8 protein-coding genes, 1 tRNA gene and 2 pseudogenes are annotated in these 13,612 nt (G+C 65.1%); 5 read left to right on the plus strand and 6 right to left on the minus strand.

The window, feature by feature from the left end; all coding sequences use genetic code 11:
• Nucleotides 1-25 precede the first annotated feature (25 nt).
• On the minus strand, nucleotides 26-2,365 hold the full coding sequence (locus tag ACNQVK_RS07665; RefSeq protein ID WP_418029045.1) for a DEAD/DEAH box helicase: 2,340 nt from the start codon (nucleotides 2,363-2,365) through the stop codon (nucleotides 26-28).
• Nucleotides 2,366-2,666: 301 nt separating this feature from the next.
• On the opposite strand from ACNQVK_RS07665, the gene ACNQVK_RS07670 reads away from it, so the two are divergent.
• The 3 genes from ACNQVK_RS07670 (at nucleotide 2,667) to topA (ending at nucleotide 6,472) form a co-directional block, all read left to right on the plus strand.
• Entirely contained in the window at nucleotides 2,667-2,870 is a 204-nt protein-coding gene (locus ACNQVK_RS07670; protein WP_003882601.1) for a cold-shock protein, read from the plus strand.
• 97 nt (nucleotides 2,871-2,967) lie between these two features.
• The gene (locus ACNQVK_RS07675) at nucleotides 2,968-3,561 is read left to right on the plus strand and encodes a hypothetical protein (protein ID WP_409548178.1); all 594 of its coding nucleotides are present in this window, start codon (nucleotides 2,968-2,970) and stop codon (nucleotides 3,559-3,561) included.
• Between the two features lie 103 nt (nucleotides 3,562-3,664).
• The gene (gene topA / locus ACNQVK_RS07680) at nucleotides 3,665-6,472 is read left to right on the plus strand and encodes a type I DNA topoisomerase (RefSeq protein ID WP_418029046.1); all 2,808 of its coding nucleotides are present in this window, start codon (nucleotides 3,665-3,667) and stop codon (nucleotides 6,470-6,472) included.
• Nucleotides 6,473-6,477: 5 nt separating this feature from the next.
• Here topA and ACNQVK_RS07685 read toward each other — a convergent pair whose 3' ends face one another.
• On the minus strand, nucleotides 6,478-8,061 hold the full coding sequence (locus tag ACNQVK_RS07685) for an adenylate/guanylate cyclase domain-containing protein (protein ID WP_210742037.1): 1,584 nt from the start codon (nucleotides 8,059-8,061) through the stop codon (nucleotides 6,478-6,480).
• Nucleotides 8,062-8,164: 103 nt separating this feature from the next.
• Between ACNQVK_RS07685 and ACNQVK_RS07690 the strand changes: the two are divergent.
• Together ACNQVK_RS07690 and ACNQVK_RS07695 are read left to right on the plus strand one after the other, a co-directional pair.
• A pseudogene (locus tag ACNQVK_RS07690) lies at nucleotides 8,165-9,371 on the plus strand (DNA polymerase III subunit delta').
• Between the two features lie 55 nt (nucleotides 9,372-9,426).
• Nucleotides 9,427-9,502, plus strand: a tRNA-Thr gene (locus ACNQVK_RS07695).
• A gap of 38 nt (nucleotides 9,503-9,540) precedes the next feature.
• On the opposite strand, the pseudogene ACNQVK_RS07700 reads toward ACNQVK_RS07695, so the two are convergent.
• The 4 genes and pseudogenes from ACNQVK_RS07700 to ACNQVK_RS07715 all read right to left on the minus strand — a co-directional run bounded on the left by ACNQVK_RS07700 (nucleotide 9,541) and on the right by ACNQVK_RS07715 (nucleotide 13,600).
• Nucleotides 9,541-9,918: pseudogene (locus ACNQVK_RS07700) on the minus strand (carboxymuconolactone decarboxylase family protein).
• Between the two features lie 29 nt (nucleotides 9,919-9,947).
• A complete protein-coding gene (locus ACNQVK_RS07705) occupies nucleotides 9,948-10,340 on the minus strand; it encodes a hypothetical protein (RefSeq protein ID WP_418029047.1) in 393 nt (130 codons plus the stop codon).
• Nucleotides 10,341-10,484: 144 nt separating this feature from the next.
• A complete protein-coding gene (locus ACNQVK_RS07710) occupies nucleotides 10,485-11,411 on the minus strand; it encodes a hypothetical protein (protein ID WP_409548183.1) in 927 nt (308 codons plus the stop codon).
• Entirely contained in the window at nucleotides 11,408-13,600 is a 2,193-nt protein-coding gene (locus ACNQVK_RS07715) for an EspA/EspE family type VII secretion system effector (RefSeq protein ID WP_418029048.1), read from the minus strand. The genes ACNQVK_RS07710 and ACNQVK_RS07715 overlap by 4 nt, the downstream gene beginning before the upstream one ends.
• Between the last annotated feature and the right edge of the window lie 12 nt (nucleotides 13,601-13,612).

The following is a 13,612-nucleotide window of genomic DNA, read 5'->3' on the forward strand; positions in this document are numbered from 1 at the left end:
GTCGGTCGTCAACGCGGTCGGGGGATCACGCTGAGGAAGTACTCAGCGCGCCGAGCACCAGGCGGAGCACTTTCATCGCGCCCGTTTTGTCCAGCGGGTCGTTGCCGTTGCCGCACTTCGGTGACTGCACGCACGAGGGGCAACCCTGCGGGCACTCACAGGCCTCGATCGCATCGGCCGTCGCGCCCCACCACGTACCCAGATTGCGGAATCCGCGGTCTGCGAAGCCGGCACCGCCCGGATAGCCGTCGTAGACGAAGATCGACGGCAGGCCGTCCACCGGCCCGACAGCCGTCGAGACCCCGCCGATGTCGCCGCGGTCGCAGCTGGCCACCAGCGGCAGCAGACCGATCGAGGCGTGTTCGGCTGCATGCAGACTCCCCGGCACCGCAAGCGGGTCAATACCACTGTCTTGTAAGGCCTCCGGGGTGATGGTGCACATCACCGCCATGGTGTCCAGCGTGCTGGGCGGCATGTCCAGTTCCACGAAATCGATGACTTCGCCGTCGATGCGGCGGCGCAGGTAGCCGACCACGGTGTTGGTCACGGAAACCGGAACCAGACCCACGGTGACCGGGCCGAACGTCCTGCGCTCGCCGGCCCCGGTGACCGATATGTCGGTGAGTTCCCTGGCGAACGTGCTGTATCCGGGGTCGGCCGCGTACACGAACGCCACACCGTCCTCGAAAGACAGCGAGTCGACGAGGTAGGTCTCGCCCTGGTGCAGATACACCGCGCCGGGATGCAGAGAGGCCGCTGCCCGGCCCGCGCCGGTGCTGCCCAGCATCCGGCCCGTGTCGGCCTCCAGGATCGCGATCTGGCCGCCGCTGGAGCCGCGTATGTCGACGGCCGGGTGCGGATCGACGCCGGGAGCGGGGAAGTAGCCGCCCGGACGTTTGCGCAGCAGCCCGTCGTCGACCAGTGTCTCGGCGACCGTCTCGGCGTTCCACAGTCGGACCTCGGCCTCGGTCAGCGGCAGCTCAGCCGCGGCACAGAGCAATTGCGGGCCCAGCACATGCGGATTCGTCGGGTCGATCACCACCCGCTCGATCGGCTTGTCCAACAGCGCCGCCGGATGGTGCACGAGGTAGGTGTCCAGGGGGTCATCGCGCGCGATCAGCACGATCAGCGCGCCCTGCCCACGTCGGCCGGACCGGCCGGCCTGCTGCCAGAACGAGGTGACGGTACCGGGAAACCCGGCCAGCACCACCGCATCCAGCCCGGCGATGTCGATGCCGAGCTCCAGCGCGTTGGTGGTGGCCAGACCGCGCAGTCGTCCGTCGGTCAGCGCGTGTTCGAGCTCGCGGCGGTCTTCGGCCAGATAACCGGCCCGGTAGGACGCCACCAGATCCGCAAGCTCGGGTGCGGTGTCCTCCAGCCGGGCCCGGGTTCCGAGTGCGGTGAGCTCCGCGCCGCGGCGGGACCGGACAAAGGTCAGGGTGCGCGCACCCTCGGTCATCAGATCGGCCATCACCCGCGCGGCCTCGGCACCGGCCGAACGTCGCACCGGCGCGCCGTTCTCGCCGGTGAGGTCGTCCAGCAGGGCCGGCTCCCACAGCGCGATCGTGCGTGCGCCCTGCGGGGAGCCGTCCTCGGTCACCTCGGCGACCGTCTGTCCGATCAACTCGGCGGCGGTCTCGGCCGGTGACGCTGTGGTGGCACTCGCGAAAATCACGGTCGGCCCGGAATGGTCCGGGGAATAACGCTCGCACAACCGCAGGAGCCGGCGCAGCACCATGGCCACATTCGAACCGAAAATGCCACGGTAATAATGGCATTCGTCGATCACGATGAACTTGAGGTGACGCAGGAACACTGCCCAGCGCGCGTGGTTGCGCAGCAGCGACAGATGGATCATGTCCGGATTGGAGAAGATCCACCGTGAGCGCTCCCGGGCGAACCGGCGCACTTCGGTCGCGCTGTCCCCGTCATACGGTGCGGGCGCGACGTCGCGCAGTGCGGTGACGGTTTCGGTGAGATTCTGTGCCGTGCGCAGCTGGTCATGGCCGAGCGCCTTCGTCGGGGACAGGTACAGCACCCGCGCCTGCCGCTCCTCGGCCAACGCCGTCAGGATCGGTAGTTGGTAGGCCAGGGACTTGCCCGACGCGGTTCCGGTGGACACGACCACATGCCGCCCGTCGTGGGCCAACTCTGCGGCGGCGAGTTGGTGCGACCACGGCGCGGCGATCCCGCGGTCGATCAACGCCTGGACGACCTCCGAATTGGCCCATTGCGGCCACTCATGTGGTTTGCCCTGTCGTGGAGGGATATCCGCAACATGGCGTAGCGGATTTTCGCCGGAAGGGGTGCCGTCGACAGCGCAAGCAAGCAGCTCACGGCCGAAATCTGACCCCTGATCGAGCACTGCTGGTCCTCCTGCGATCTACCCCGCCGACATCGGGTCGGATTTGTAAACGAATTGTTCACCACGCGCCGCATCCCGAGACTGTCGCAGCAGCCTTCGACATGATTGACTGATCACGGTCGCAGCTTCTGTGTTTGTACTCGCACTCGCAGGATCGTCGTTGCGATCGCGGTTCCTGCGAGGGTTGTAGGTCGGGTCTAAGTTCCGGTCGACTCGCGCGTTGGTATGGCGGTCGGAACGGGCCCGGTGCATCGGAAGTCGGTGGACCGCACCCGGTTGAAAGAGAAGGAAAGAACAAAAGATGCCACAGGGAACTGTGAAGTGGTTCAACGCGGAGAAGGGCTTCGGCTTCATTGCTCCGGAGGACGGCTCGGCTGACGTGTTTGTCCACTACACGGAAATCCAGGGCAGCGGATTCCGCACCCTGGAGGAGAACCAGAAGGTTGAGTTCGAGGTCGGCCAGAGCCCCAAGGGGCCCCAGGCCACGGGTGTTCGGGCCATCTGAGCCAAACAAACCCAAAGAGACACCCCCGTGTGAGTCCGCATAGGACACCGCGGGGGTGTTCTCGTTTTTGCGGGCTGCGCTGGCTTAGTGTCGATTCGTGAGCCAGCTGTCCTTCTTCTCGGCCGAGTCGGTGCCGCCCTCGGTGGCCGACCTGACCGGGGTTCTCGCCGGGCCGGGACAGGTTGTGCTGGCGAGCCACGGCGGCCAGCAGGCAGCCCGGATTTCGGTGGTCGTCGACGAGCTGTGGCGCGCCAATGGCCTGGCCGAGATGATGAGTGAGGCCGGCCTGGTGTCGGAGGTATCTCGGACCGACGAGAACAACCCGCTGGTCCGCACCGCGCTGGATCCGCAGTTGATGCTGATCGCGGGAGAGTGGACCAGGGGCGCGGTCAAGACGGTGCCGGCTGGTTGGCTGCCCGGTTCGCGCGAGCTGCGGGCCTGGACGCTGGCGGCGGGCACACCCGAGGCCGACGACCGCTACCTGCTGGGACTGGACCCACACGCTCCCGATACCCACGCTGTGCTGGCCGCGGCCATGATGCGGGTGGGGATCGCCCCGACATTGATCGGGACCAGGGGCTCGCATCCAGCCCTGCGGATCAGTGGGCGGCGTCGCTTATCGCGCCTGGTCGAGAACGTAGGGGAACCACCGGGGGAGGCGGCGGCGTTGGCGCATTGGCCACGTATTTAATGGTGCACACGCGGAGAGCCGGTTTGCGTAGGCTCGCGCGTAATGCGAAATTGTCAGTTGCCGGGCGTGGCGCGGCAACTAAAGAAGTGGAGCGTAGGCACAGTTGGCTGGCGATAGCGGCAGCGGTAGCAAGGGAAATGTCCGGCGACTCGTGATTGTCGAGTCGCCGACAAAAGCGCGCAAGATAGCTGGCTACCTGGGCTCCAATTACGTGGTCGAATCCTCCCGCGGGCACATTCGTGACCTGCCGCGCAATGCCGCCGACGTGCCGGCCAAGTACAAATCCGAGCCATGGGCGCGCCTCGGGGTCAATGTCGACGACAACTTCGAACCGCTCTACATCGTCAGTCCCGACAAGAAGAGCACCGTCACCGAGCTCAAGGACCTGCTCAAGGGTGTTGACGAGCTCTACCTCGCAACGGACGGTGACCGTGAGGGTGAGGCGATCGCCTGGCATCTGCTGGAGACGCTGAAGCCCAAGGTGCCGGTCCGGCGGATGGTGTTCCACGAGATCACCGAGCCCGCCATCCGTGCCGCCGCGGAAAACCCGCGTGACCTGGACATCGCGCTGGTCGATGCGCAGGAAACCCGCCGCATCCTCGACCGGCTCTACGGCTACGAAGTGTCGCCCGTGCTGTGGAAGAAGGTCGCGCCGAAGCTCTCGGCAGGCCGGGTGCAGTCGGTGGCCACGCGCATCATCGTGCAGCGCGAGCGGGAGCGCATGGCGTTCCGCAGCGCCGGCTACTGGGACGTCAGCGCCGAACTCGACGCGAGCGTCTCCGATCCGCAGGCCTCGCCGCCCAAGTTCACCGCCAAGCTCAACACCGTCGACGGGCGCCGGGTCGCCGCCGGTCGTGACTTCGACTCCCTCGGTCAGCTGAAGAAGCCCGACGAGGTGCTCGTGCTCGACGAGGCCAGCGCCGGGGCCCTGGCCGCCGGACTGCGCGGTGCCCAGTTGGCCGTCAGCTCCGTCGAGCAGAAGCCGTACACGCGCAAGCCGTACGCACCGTTCATGACGTCGACGCTGCAGCAGGAGGCCGCCCGCAAGCTGCGGTTCTCCTCGGAGCGCACCATGAGCATCGCGCAGCGGTTGTACGAGAACGGCTACATCACCTACATGCGTACCGACTCGACCACGCTGTCGGAGTCGGCCATCAACGCCGCGCGTACCCAGGCGGGCCAGCTGTACGGCTCGGAGTACGTGCACCCGACGCCGCGGCAGTACACCCGCAAGGTCAAGAACGCCCAAGAGGCGCACGAGGCGATCCGCCCCGCCGGTGACGTGTTCCAGACCCCGGGCCAGCTGCACGCGCAGCTCGATACCGACGAGTTCCGGCTCTACGAGCTGATCTGGCAGCGCACCGTGGCCTCGCAGATGGCCGACGCGCGCGGTACGACGCTGTCGCTGCGCATCGCCGGCACCGCGGCGGGTGGCGAGCAGGTCGTCTTCAACGCCTCCGGTCGCACCATCACGTTCCCGGGCTTCCTCAAGGCCTACGTCGAGAGCATCGACGAGCTGGCCGGCGGCGAGTCCGACGACGCCGAGAGCCGTCTGCCGAACCTGACCCAGGGGCAGCGCGTCGACGCCGCCGATCTGACCGCCGACGGCCACCAGACCAGCCCACCGGCTCGCTATACCGAGGCCTCGCTGATCAAGGCCCTCGAAGAGCTCGGCATCGGTCGCCCGTCGACGTACAGCTCGATCATCAAGACCATCCAGGACCGCGGCTACGTGCAGAAGAAGGGCAGCGCTCTCGTGCCCTCCTGGGTCGCGTTCGCCGTCGTGGGCCTGCTGGAGCAGCACTTCGGACGACTGGTGGATTACGACTTCACCGCGGCCATGGAAGACGAGCTCGACGAGATCGCCAACGGCCAGGAACAGCGCACCAATTGGTTGTCGAACTTCTACTTCGGCGGCGAGCACGGCGTCGAGGGCTCGATCGCCCGCGCCGGTGGGCTCAAGCATCTCGTCGGCGGGAATCTCGAAGGCATCGACGCGCGAGAAGTCAACTCCATCAAGCTCTTTGACGATGAAGAAGGCCGCGCAGTGGTGGTCCGGGTGGGCCGCAACGGTCCGTACCTGGAGCGGATGATCGCCGACCCGGACAATCCCGGGGAGCTCAAGCCGCAGCGCGCGAACCTCAAGGATGAGCTGACTCCCGACGAGCTGACCCTGGAGTTGGCCGAAAAGGCTTTCGCCACACCGCAAGAGGGTCGGGTTCTGGGTGTCGACCCCGTGTCAGGACACGAAATCGTCGCCAAGGACGGGCGATTCGGTCCCTACGTCACGGAGATCCTCCCCGAGCCGCCGGAGGAGCCGGATGCCGGCGCGACGGCCAAGAAGGGCAAGAAGCCGACCGGCCCCAAGCCGCGCACCGGATCGCTCCTGCGCTCGATGGATCTGGAGACGGTGACGCTCGACGACGCGCTCAAGCTGCTGTCGTTGCCGCGGGTGGTCGGCGTCGACCCGTCGAACAACGAGGAGATCACCGCGCAGAACGGCCGTTACGGCCCATACCTGAAGCGCGGCACCGACTCTCGCTCGCTGGCCACCGAGGAACAGATGTTCACCATCACCCTCGACGAGGCGCTGAAGATCTATGCGGAGCCGAAACGCCGTGGGCGCCAGGCCGCCGCCGCCCCGCCGCTGCGTGAGCTGGGCACCGACCCGGCGTCGGGCAAGCCGATGGTGATCAAGGACGGCCGCTTCGGTCCCTACGTCACCGATGGTGAGACCAACGCCAGCCTGCGCAAGGGCGATGACGTGCAGTCGATCACCGACGAGCGGGCCTCGGAACTGCTGGCCGATCGCCGCGCCCGTGGACCGGTCAAGAAGGCAGCGAAGAAGGCTGCCAAGAAGGCGCCGGCCAAGAAGGCTCCCGCGAAGAAGGCCGCCGCCAAGAAGGCCTGAGCCTTCTAGCTGGAGACGTCGCTCTCGGCCTGACGCTCCAGGTCGCGGGGCAGCACCAGGTTCATCGGGCGGGCCAGCTGAGTGGGCACCGTGCGGCCGCGCAATTCCACGATCTCGCCGACGTCCCAGCTCAGCGCCTCGGCATCGAGGGCGCCGCTGACCGCGATCGCCGAGGCCAGCACGTGGCCTTCCTCCAGCTTGGCGAGCTCGGTGAGGCGCGCGGCCTCGTTCACCGGGTCGCCGATCACGGTGTACTCGAAACGGGCCTGAGCGCCGATGTGGCCGGCGATCGCGCGCCCGGCGGAGACCCCGATACCGAACTCGGTGTCGCTGCCCAGCACGCTGAGCAGCTCGTCGTGCAGCTCGCGGGACGCGGCCAGCGCGCCACCGGAGGCGTCGGGATGCTCGATGGGCGCGCCGAAGATGGCCAGCGCCGCGTCACCCTGGAACTTGTTGACGAACCCGCCGTGCCGGTTGACGGTGTCGACGATGACTCGGAAGAACTCGTTGAGCAGGTTCACCACGTCGCCGGCCGGGATGGTCGACGCCAGATGCGTCGAACCCACCAGGTCCACGAACAGCACCGCGACGTCGCGTTCCTGGCCGCCCAGCTCGGTGCCACGCTCCAGGGCACGGCGGGCCACGTCCTCACCCACGTACCGGCCGAACAGGTCACGCAACCGTTGCCGCTCGGCCAGCTCGCGCACCATGTCGTTGAATCCGGCCTGCAGCAGGCCCAGCTCGCTGGCGTCGTAGATCTGCATGTGCGCGTTGTAGTTGCCGCGCTGCACCTCACCCAGCGCCCAGCGCAGCTGGCGCAGCGGGTCGGCGATCGACATCGCCACCAGCATCGTGCCGGACAGCCCGATCACCAGCGCGGCGATGGCCAGCAGCAACAGCGGGGTGATCAGCCGGTCGGCGGATGCGGTCAGGATCGAGAACTTGCTGGCCACCAGGGCCAGCACGATGGCCAGGACCGGCACGCCCGTCGAGAGCACCCAGGTCAGCACCTGGCGCAGGATCACCCCGGGGGCGCGGAAGTTCTCCGGAACGCCGCCGCGCAGCGCGGCGACCGCGACCGGCCGCAACACACGCTCGGACTGCAGATAGCCGATGATCGCGGTGGCCGTCGCGCCAAGGGCCGTGGCGACCAGGACGACGGGCGCGGACTTACTGGCCACCGGCCAGCTGGCCACGATGAACACGATCGAGCCGAGAAACCAGTTCGTGACGCTGATCAGGGTGCGGTAGAAGGGCATCTTCAGCGCCCGCACGCGGGCCAGCTCGGTGATGCTGGGGTCCGACTTGGACAGCAGGGTGTCGCGGCGCTGCCATCGGATGACCGGGATCAGCAGCCGCAGGGCCAGGTAGGCGCCGATGGTGAACGACACGAACAGGTAGCCCAGGAAGATCGCCAGGTTGAACACCGGCAGATCCTGGAGCTGGATGCGGTCCTCGGGCGGCAGACCGAAGCGCAGGAAGCCCAGAACGAACAGTGCGCCGATGATGTCGGCCTGCAGCATGCCCAGCGTGAACACCGGCCACGGGGTACGCGCCACCCACCGGACGAATGCGTTGATTCGCCTCATGGGGATTGCCTCCGCGGTCACCCGTTCACCGTATCGGGCCACAGGGACGTTGAGCGCCTGCTGTGACGCGGTTGTGTCGGCTTGACCACTACTGTTGGGGACGATGAGCGGGGTTTTTGCGCGGCTGGTTGGCCAGCATGCGGTGGAACAGGAGCTGGTGGCGGCCGCCTTGGCGGCCCGGGGTGATTCGCCACACAGTGGCACCACCGTCGGGACCATGACACATGCCTGGCTGATCACCGGCCCGCCCGGATCAGGGCGTTCGGTCGCGGCGCTGTGCTTCGCGGCGGCCCTGCAGTGCACGTCCGAGGGGACTCCGGGGTGCGGTGAATGCCGGGCCTGCACGACGACGATGGCCGGAACCCACGCCGATGTGCGCCGGATCGTGCCCGAGGGGCTGTCCATCGCGGTCAAGGAGATGCGCGAGATCGTCCAGATCGCGTCGCGCCGGCCCGGGACCGGGCGCTGGCAGATCGTCGTGATCGAGGACGCCGACCGGCTCACCGAAGGCGCTGCCAACGCGCTGCTGAAGGTGGTGGAGGAACCGCCCGCGTCGACGGTGTTCCTACTGTGCGCGCCATCGGTGGACCCCGAGGACATCGCGATCACGCTGCGCTCGCGGTGCCGGCACGTCGCGCTGACCACGCCGTCGGTGGATGCCATCGCCGACGTGCTGATCTCCGGTGACGGGCTGCCCGAGGAAGACGCTCGCTGGGCGGCCTCGGTCAGCGGCGGGCACGTGGGCCGGCCGGCGGCTCGCGACCGATCCGGAGGCCAGAGAGCGCCGCAAACGCGCGTTGGGACTGGCCCGGGACGCCGCGACGCCGGCGCGGGCATTCGCGGCCGCTGAGGAGATGGTGGCCGTCGCCGAGGCGGAGGCGCTGGCGTTGACGGTCGGGCGCAACGAGACCGAGACCGAGGAGCTCAAGACGGCCCTGGGGGCCGGCGGGACCGGAAAGGGCACCGCGACCACCACCCGCGGCACCGCCGGTGCGCTCAAGGAGCTGGAGCGGCGGCAGAAGTCCCGGCAGACCCGGGCCTCCCGCGATGCGCTGGACCGGGCCCTGATCGACCTGGCCACCTATTTCCGCGATGCACTGCTGGTGTCATCGGGAGCCACGGCGGTGACCGCCAATCACCCGGACATGGCCGAGAAAGTGCAGGCCATGGCCGACCACGTGTCACCGGACCGGCTGCTGCGCTGCATCGAGGCGGTGCTGGAATGCCGCGAAGCGCTGGCCACCAACGTCAAGCCGAAGTTCGCCGTCGATGCCATGGTGGCGACCATCGGGCAGGCGCTGCGTGGGTGAGTTGGGTCTGGGCGGGGGCCTGCCGTAGACTCGTGCCGCCCGGTTCGCCGAGCGCGCCACCCTAGCTCAGTCGGTAGAGCAATTCACTCGTAATGAATAGGTCAGGGGTTCGATTCCCCTGGGTGGCTCCATTTTTTTGCGCTAGTCGGCGTAGGCGCTCGGAGAGCGGCTACAGCGAGTCCGGCCCTTCGATCACCTTCTTGGCGACCTTCATCGCCGTGTTGGCGTTCGGGAAGCCCGCGTAGCCACTGGAGTGGTAGATCACCTCGGCGATCTCGTCTTCGGTGAGGCCGTTTCTCAGGCCGATCCTGACGTGGGATTCGAACTCATCGGTGGCGCGCAGGGCGATCAGAATGCCCATGGTGACCAGGCTGCGGTCACGCCGGCTCAGTCAGTCACGGCTCCACAGCCGGCCGAAGACGTTGTCGACCCCGATCGCCAGCAGTTCGTCGCCGAAGGAACCGTCGGGTTCGACGTTCTTCTCCGACAGATGCGGCACGAGTTCTTGGAGGACCCGCAGACCCTGTTCGCGTACGTCGTCAGTCATGCCTGCCAGCTTGGCACGGGCCTGACGAGCTATTCACCGGTGGCGGTGACGACGACGACTGGCCCATCCTCGGCAAGGAACGCCTTGGACTTGATCTTGGTGCCGGTGAAAGCCGCGTCGAGTTGACTACTGGCGAGAAAGCTGCCCTGCGGCAGGTCGGCCCGCAATGATTCCCAGACATCGGGCCGGTCGGTGGTCGGCACCGGGCGGTACCTCGCCTTCAAATCCTCTGCGACGGACGGGCTCAGTTCGACGACGCTGTCGATCCAGTACAGCGATGGCCCAGGTACATCCGGATCACCCATGTCTCCGCTCACCCACGATGCGTTGACGGGCGACCCGATCGCAGGGAAGCGTTTGGTCAACGGCTCCAGCTCGTGTCGAACGGGATTGGACGTGTGCTTGGCGGCGGGAGCATTCATGGTTGTCTCCATCTGTTGCCGATTGTGCGAACTTGGGAAACATGCTGAAAGTGTGAATGTGGCCAAGGCCAACGACAGGGCCGCAGCGCTGATCCTGTGCACCCCAAAAGAATTCGTCACGGCAGTGGCGCTCTTCCTCTCGCGTCACTGTCCCCGGGCAATAACGTCGTACGCGCTGCCGAACTCGCGGATCGCCCCGTTGATGCGTGGCCACGGAGCGAGATACACCGTTAGTTGACTGTCGTAGATGCTCCAGTCCTCGGCAGCAATTTCACTTGGAGGTAGTAGGCGACCGTCTCTGAAAAACTCTTCATTGATGTGAGGATCATCCGGACGTGCGGTGAGTGAAACAACTTGATAAGCGAGTTGTGTTTGCGCACGTGTAGATGTGGGCTTGTCCGAGGTCGGATCTGCCGAGTGGGTGCCAGTCGCTAAAAGGCTTCGGAGGCGCGCTGCTTGAAGAAGTTCTTCTTTGGTGGGGCCTCTGTCCGCGAGGAGAGGTTCCGCCACGGCGGCTCTTGCGAACGCGGCTTCGTAGGTGTCAGCACGCTGGGAGACGGCTGTACTGAAAGTGCGGTGCGCATCGGCTTCCTTCGTCATCGCCGCGAATAGCGAGACCGTGCGCCGCATCTGCGACTCGGGGTCGTCCAACGGCTCGAATCCTGCAACTCCGCTCTCATCGGCGACCATCGCTCCGAGATAAGGCACTAGGCTCTGCGCAAAGGCTTGCCAGAGTGCAGGATTCGCCGGTGTACCCGCAACCTTCTCCCGCTCGTCTGCCAAGAACGATGCGATGGCGTGCGCGGCGGCCCCCGCCCGGGTTGCTGTTGTTCGATCGGTCGAAAGCGCGTCCCGTGGAACCCAGGCAAAGAGCTCAGCCGCCCGACGACCGTCGTCATCCCACGATGCAGCGGTGATATCCCACAAGAACGATTGATCGTTTGATCCGGTGATCTTCTCGGCGATCGCGACGGTGTCCGTGCTCGAAGGAAGCAAAGGCTCGTCCTGCGAAGTACAGGCGACGACGAGCGCAAGTATTCCGACGGTGACTAGCGTGAGCCAGAACCTCATTTTTGGTACCCGCCGACGTGCCCGAAAGTTTGGCTGAACTTCGTCATCATTGCCGCGATCTGTGTCTTGTCGGCCATCGCGGCGGTTAACTGAGCGTCGTAAATGCTCCAGTCCGCATCACTAATCTGGCTTGGCGGCTTCAACCGTCCGCTGGTGTCATCGAAGAATCGGTCTTCGATATGTGGATTACCATCCTGAACGAACTGTGACGCCACGGCGTACTGAGCCTGTGTGATCTGATGCTGAACCGACGTCTCATTGGCGGTAAGGCCCACGTCGGTTAGGGTTCCGTCCTCGTTGAATTTAAAGTCGGCCTTGTCTGGTGGGCCGCCTGCGATCATGTCCGCGAAGGTGTTGGTGATCAAGTCACCGCCTTTGCCGTAGGAAAATACGCTGCGGAGTATGTCTTTTTTGGTTTCGTAGGCTTCCTTAGCATTTTCCAGTGCTTGATCGGCATTCATCTGGCCGTTGTGGATGTTCGAAAGTGTCTCTTGACTCATGCCGCCGTCGATTACGCCAAGCAGTCGGGCCGAGGCTTGCAGGTCGTCCACCCGGGCGTCACCTTTTGGTAGGTCGGGGTGTTCCTTCGCGTATTCCGCGAACGAATTCTGCATCTCAAGAGCGTTGTTGTATGCGGCCTTGTTCCAATCTCGCGCTGCTTCGGGCTGCGAATCTATTACAGCGAAGAGGCCCTTCGTCTTGTCCATTGTGCTGCCGAGGTCGTCGAGGCGGTGGAAATCGGTATTCACCTTCGGTTGGTCCGTGACCAGTTCGTCCTGATACGGCATCAATCCGTTGGCGAACGCCTTGACGAGATCAGGATTCATGTCCCCGATCTGATGGTTGCCGTTGATCGCAAGCAGATCGCCACTTTCACGTCCGAGAAATTCGGCGTAGACATTTGCAGTCTCAGCAGAGAGTTTGCTCTCGGGAGAGTCCTTCGTCCATTCGAACAGAGAACCGGCGGCCTTTCCGTCGTCTGACCACTCGTGCGTGGTGACGTCTTTCAAGAAATCCTGACCGTCGTCGCCATGATTACCCGATATTTGGTCGTAAACGATCTGGTGGTCGCGGCCCGCTGCTTCAAAAATGTCCTGAACGGTATTCTCAACGTACTTCGCATGAGGGTCTGCGAAAGTGACATCGCCCGTGAACAACCCCGAGTCCATCATCCGGTCCGCCTTGCGCATCAGTTCACGATCTAGCTCGGTACCGGTCTGTAGCGCTGGATCACCTTCCTTAACGATGGCCGCGATGTCACTCACCTCCGTGGTGACTGGCAATGCGCCTGGCGATTTGAGGGCATCCTGAACGCTCTGCGGCAATCGGTCGAAGCCGCCCTTCTGTTGGTCATCGAATTTTCCCGTGGATCGGGGGACATCGTCATTGCTCATTAGCTGCCATGAGTTCGGGATGACATCGCCATGCTCGCCGAGCTTTTCTCTTGCGTCCTTCAGGGCCGCTACTGACATGTCCTTTTGCTGGGATTCCATTTGGCTCATGTAAGCGGCTTGTTCCGCCGTTAGCTCCTGACCGGGTTTGATCCCGCTCAATATCTGATCCACATGCGCTGCCGCGTCCTTGTCCCCCTTGAGTAGCGCGTTCTGAACATCCTTCTTGGCTTGCTCTTCTGGAGGTAACGCGTGGGCTTCTTCGCTGCCCTTCTTCTCGCCCGGCCCGAGCTTCTGATTCTGGAGCTCATCAAACGCATTCTTGAGGTCGCTGACGCGGAAGCCGATCTTGAGCATGTCGCCGTTGGCGGTGCTGACGGTGTTGTTGACCTGAGTGATGCCTTCCTTGGCAATCGGGATCAGGCTCTTCTCGCGAGCCTGCGAGCTCAGCGATTGGGGCAATGAGTGGACCGCGCTGTCGACCCAGGACTTCGTGGTGTCGAGTTGATTGCGCCCGTTGGTGACGACGTTCGCGGCGTTGGTGACCTCGGCGGCCATCTTCTTGTCGAGGTCGGCCAACTTTTCGTACACGCCGGCATGTTGTTTGTTGACCGCGGCATAGGCCTGAGACCCCGAACCCTGCCAGCGGTCGTCAGGCTGGGCCGATTCGATCGAGGACTTCATCTTCAGCAGCTGCGAGCTGCTGCCGTTGTACTGGCTGCCGTCGGTGGGGGTGCCGACACCGAAGGTGTCCTTGGCTTTGCTCCACGTTGAATAGAAGCCATCAAGCGCGCTCACAGAAGCGTCCCC

The sequence above is a fragment of the Mycobacterium sp. 134 genome (assembly GCF_048282715.1).
Lineage (GTDB): Bacteria > Actinomycetota > Actinomycetes > Mycobacteriales > Mycobacteriaceae > Mycobacterium > Mycobacterium septicum.

What these genes read in the sequence shown, in the direction of transcription:
- ACNQVK_RS07670 (WP_003882601.1), top strand. Translation starts at nt 2,667, where the DNA reads ATGCCACAGGGAACTGTGAAGTGGTTCAACGCGGAGAAGGGCTTCGGC.
- ACNQVK_RS07685 (WP_210742037.1), bottom strand. Translation starts at nt 8,061, where the DNA reads ATGAGGCGAATCAACGCATTCGTCCGGTGGGTGGCGCGTACCCCGTGG.
- ACNQVK_RS07705 (WP_418029047.1), bottom strand. Translation starts at nt 10,340, where the DNA reads ATGAATGCTCCCGCCGCCAAGCACACGTCCAATCCCGTTCGACACGAG.
- ACNQVK_RS07710 (WP_409548183.1), bottom strand. Translation starts at nt 11,411, where the DNA reads ATGAGGTTCTGGCTCACGCTAGTCACCGTCGGAATACTTGCGCTCGTC.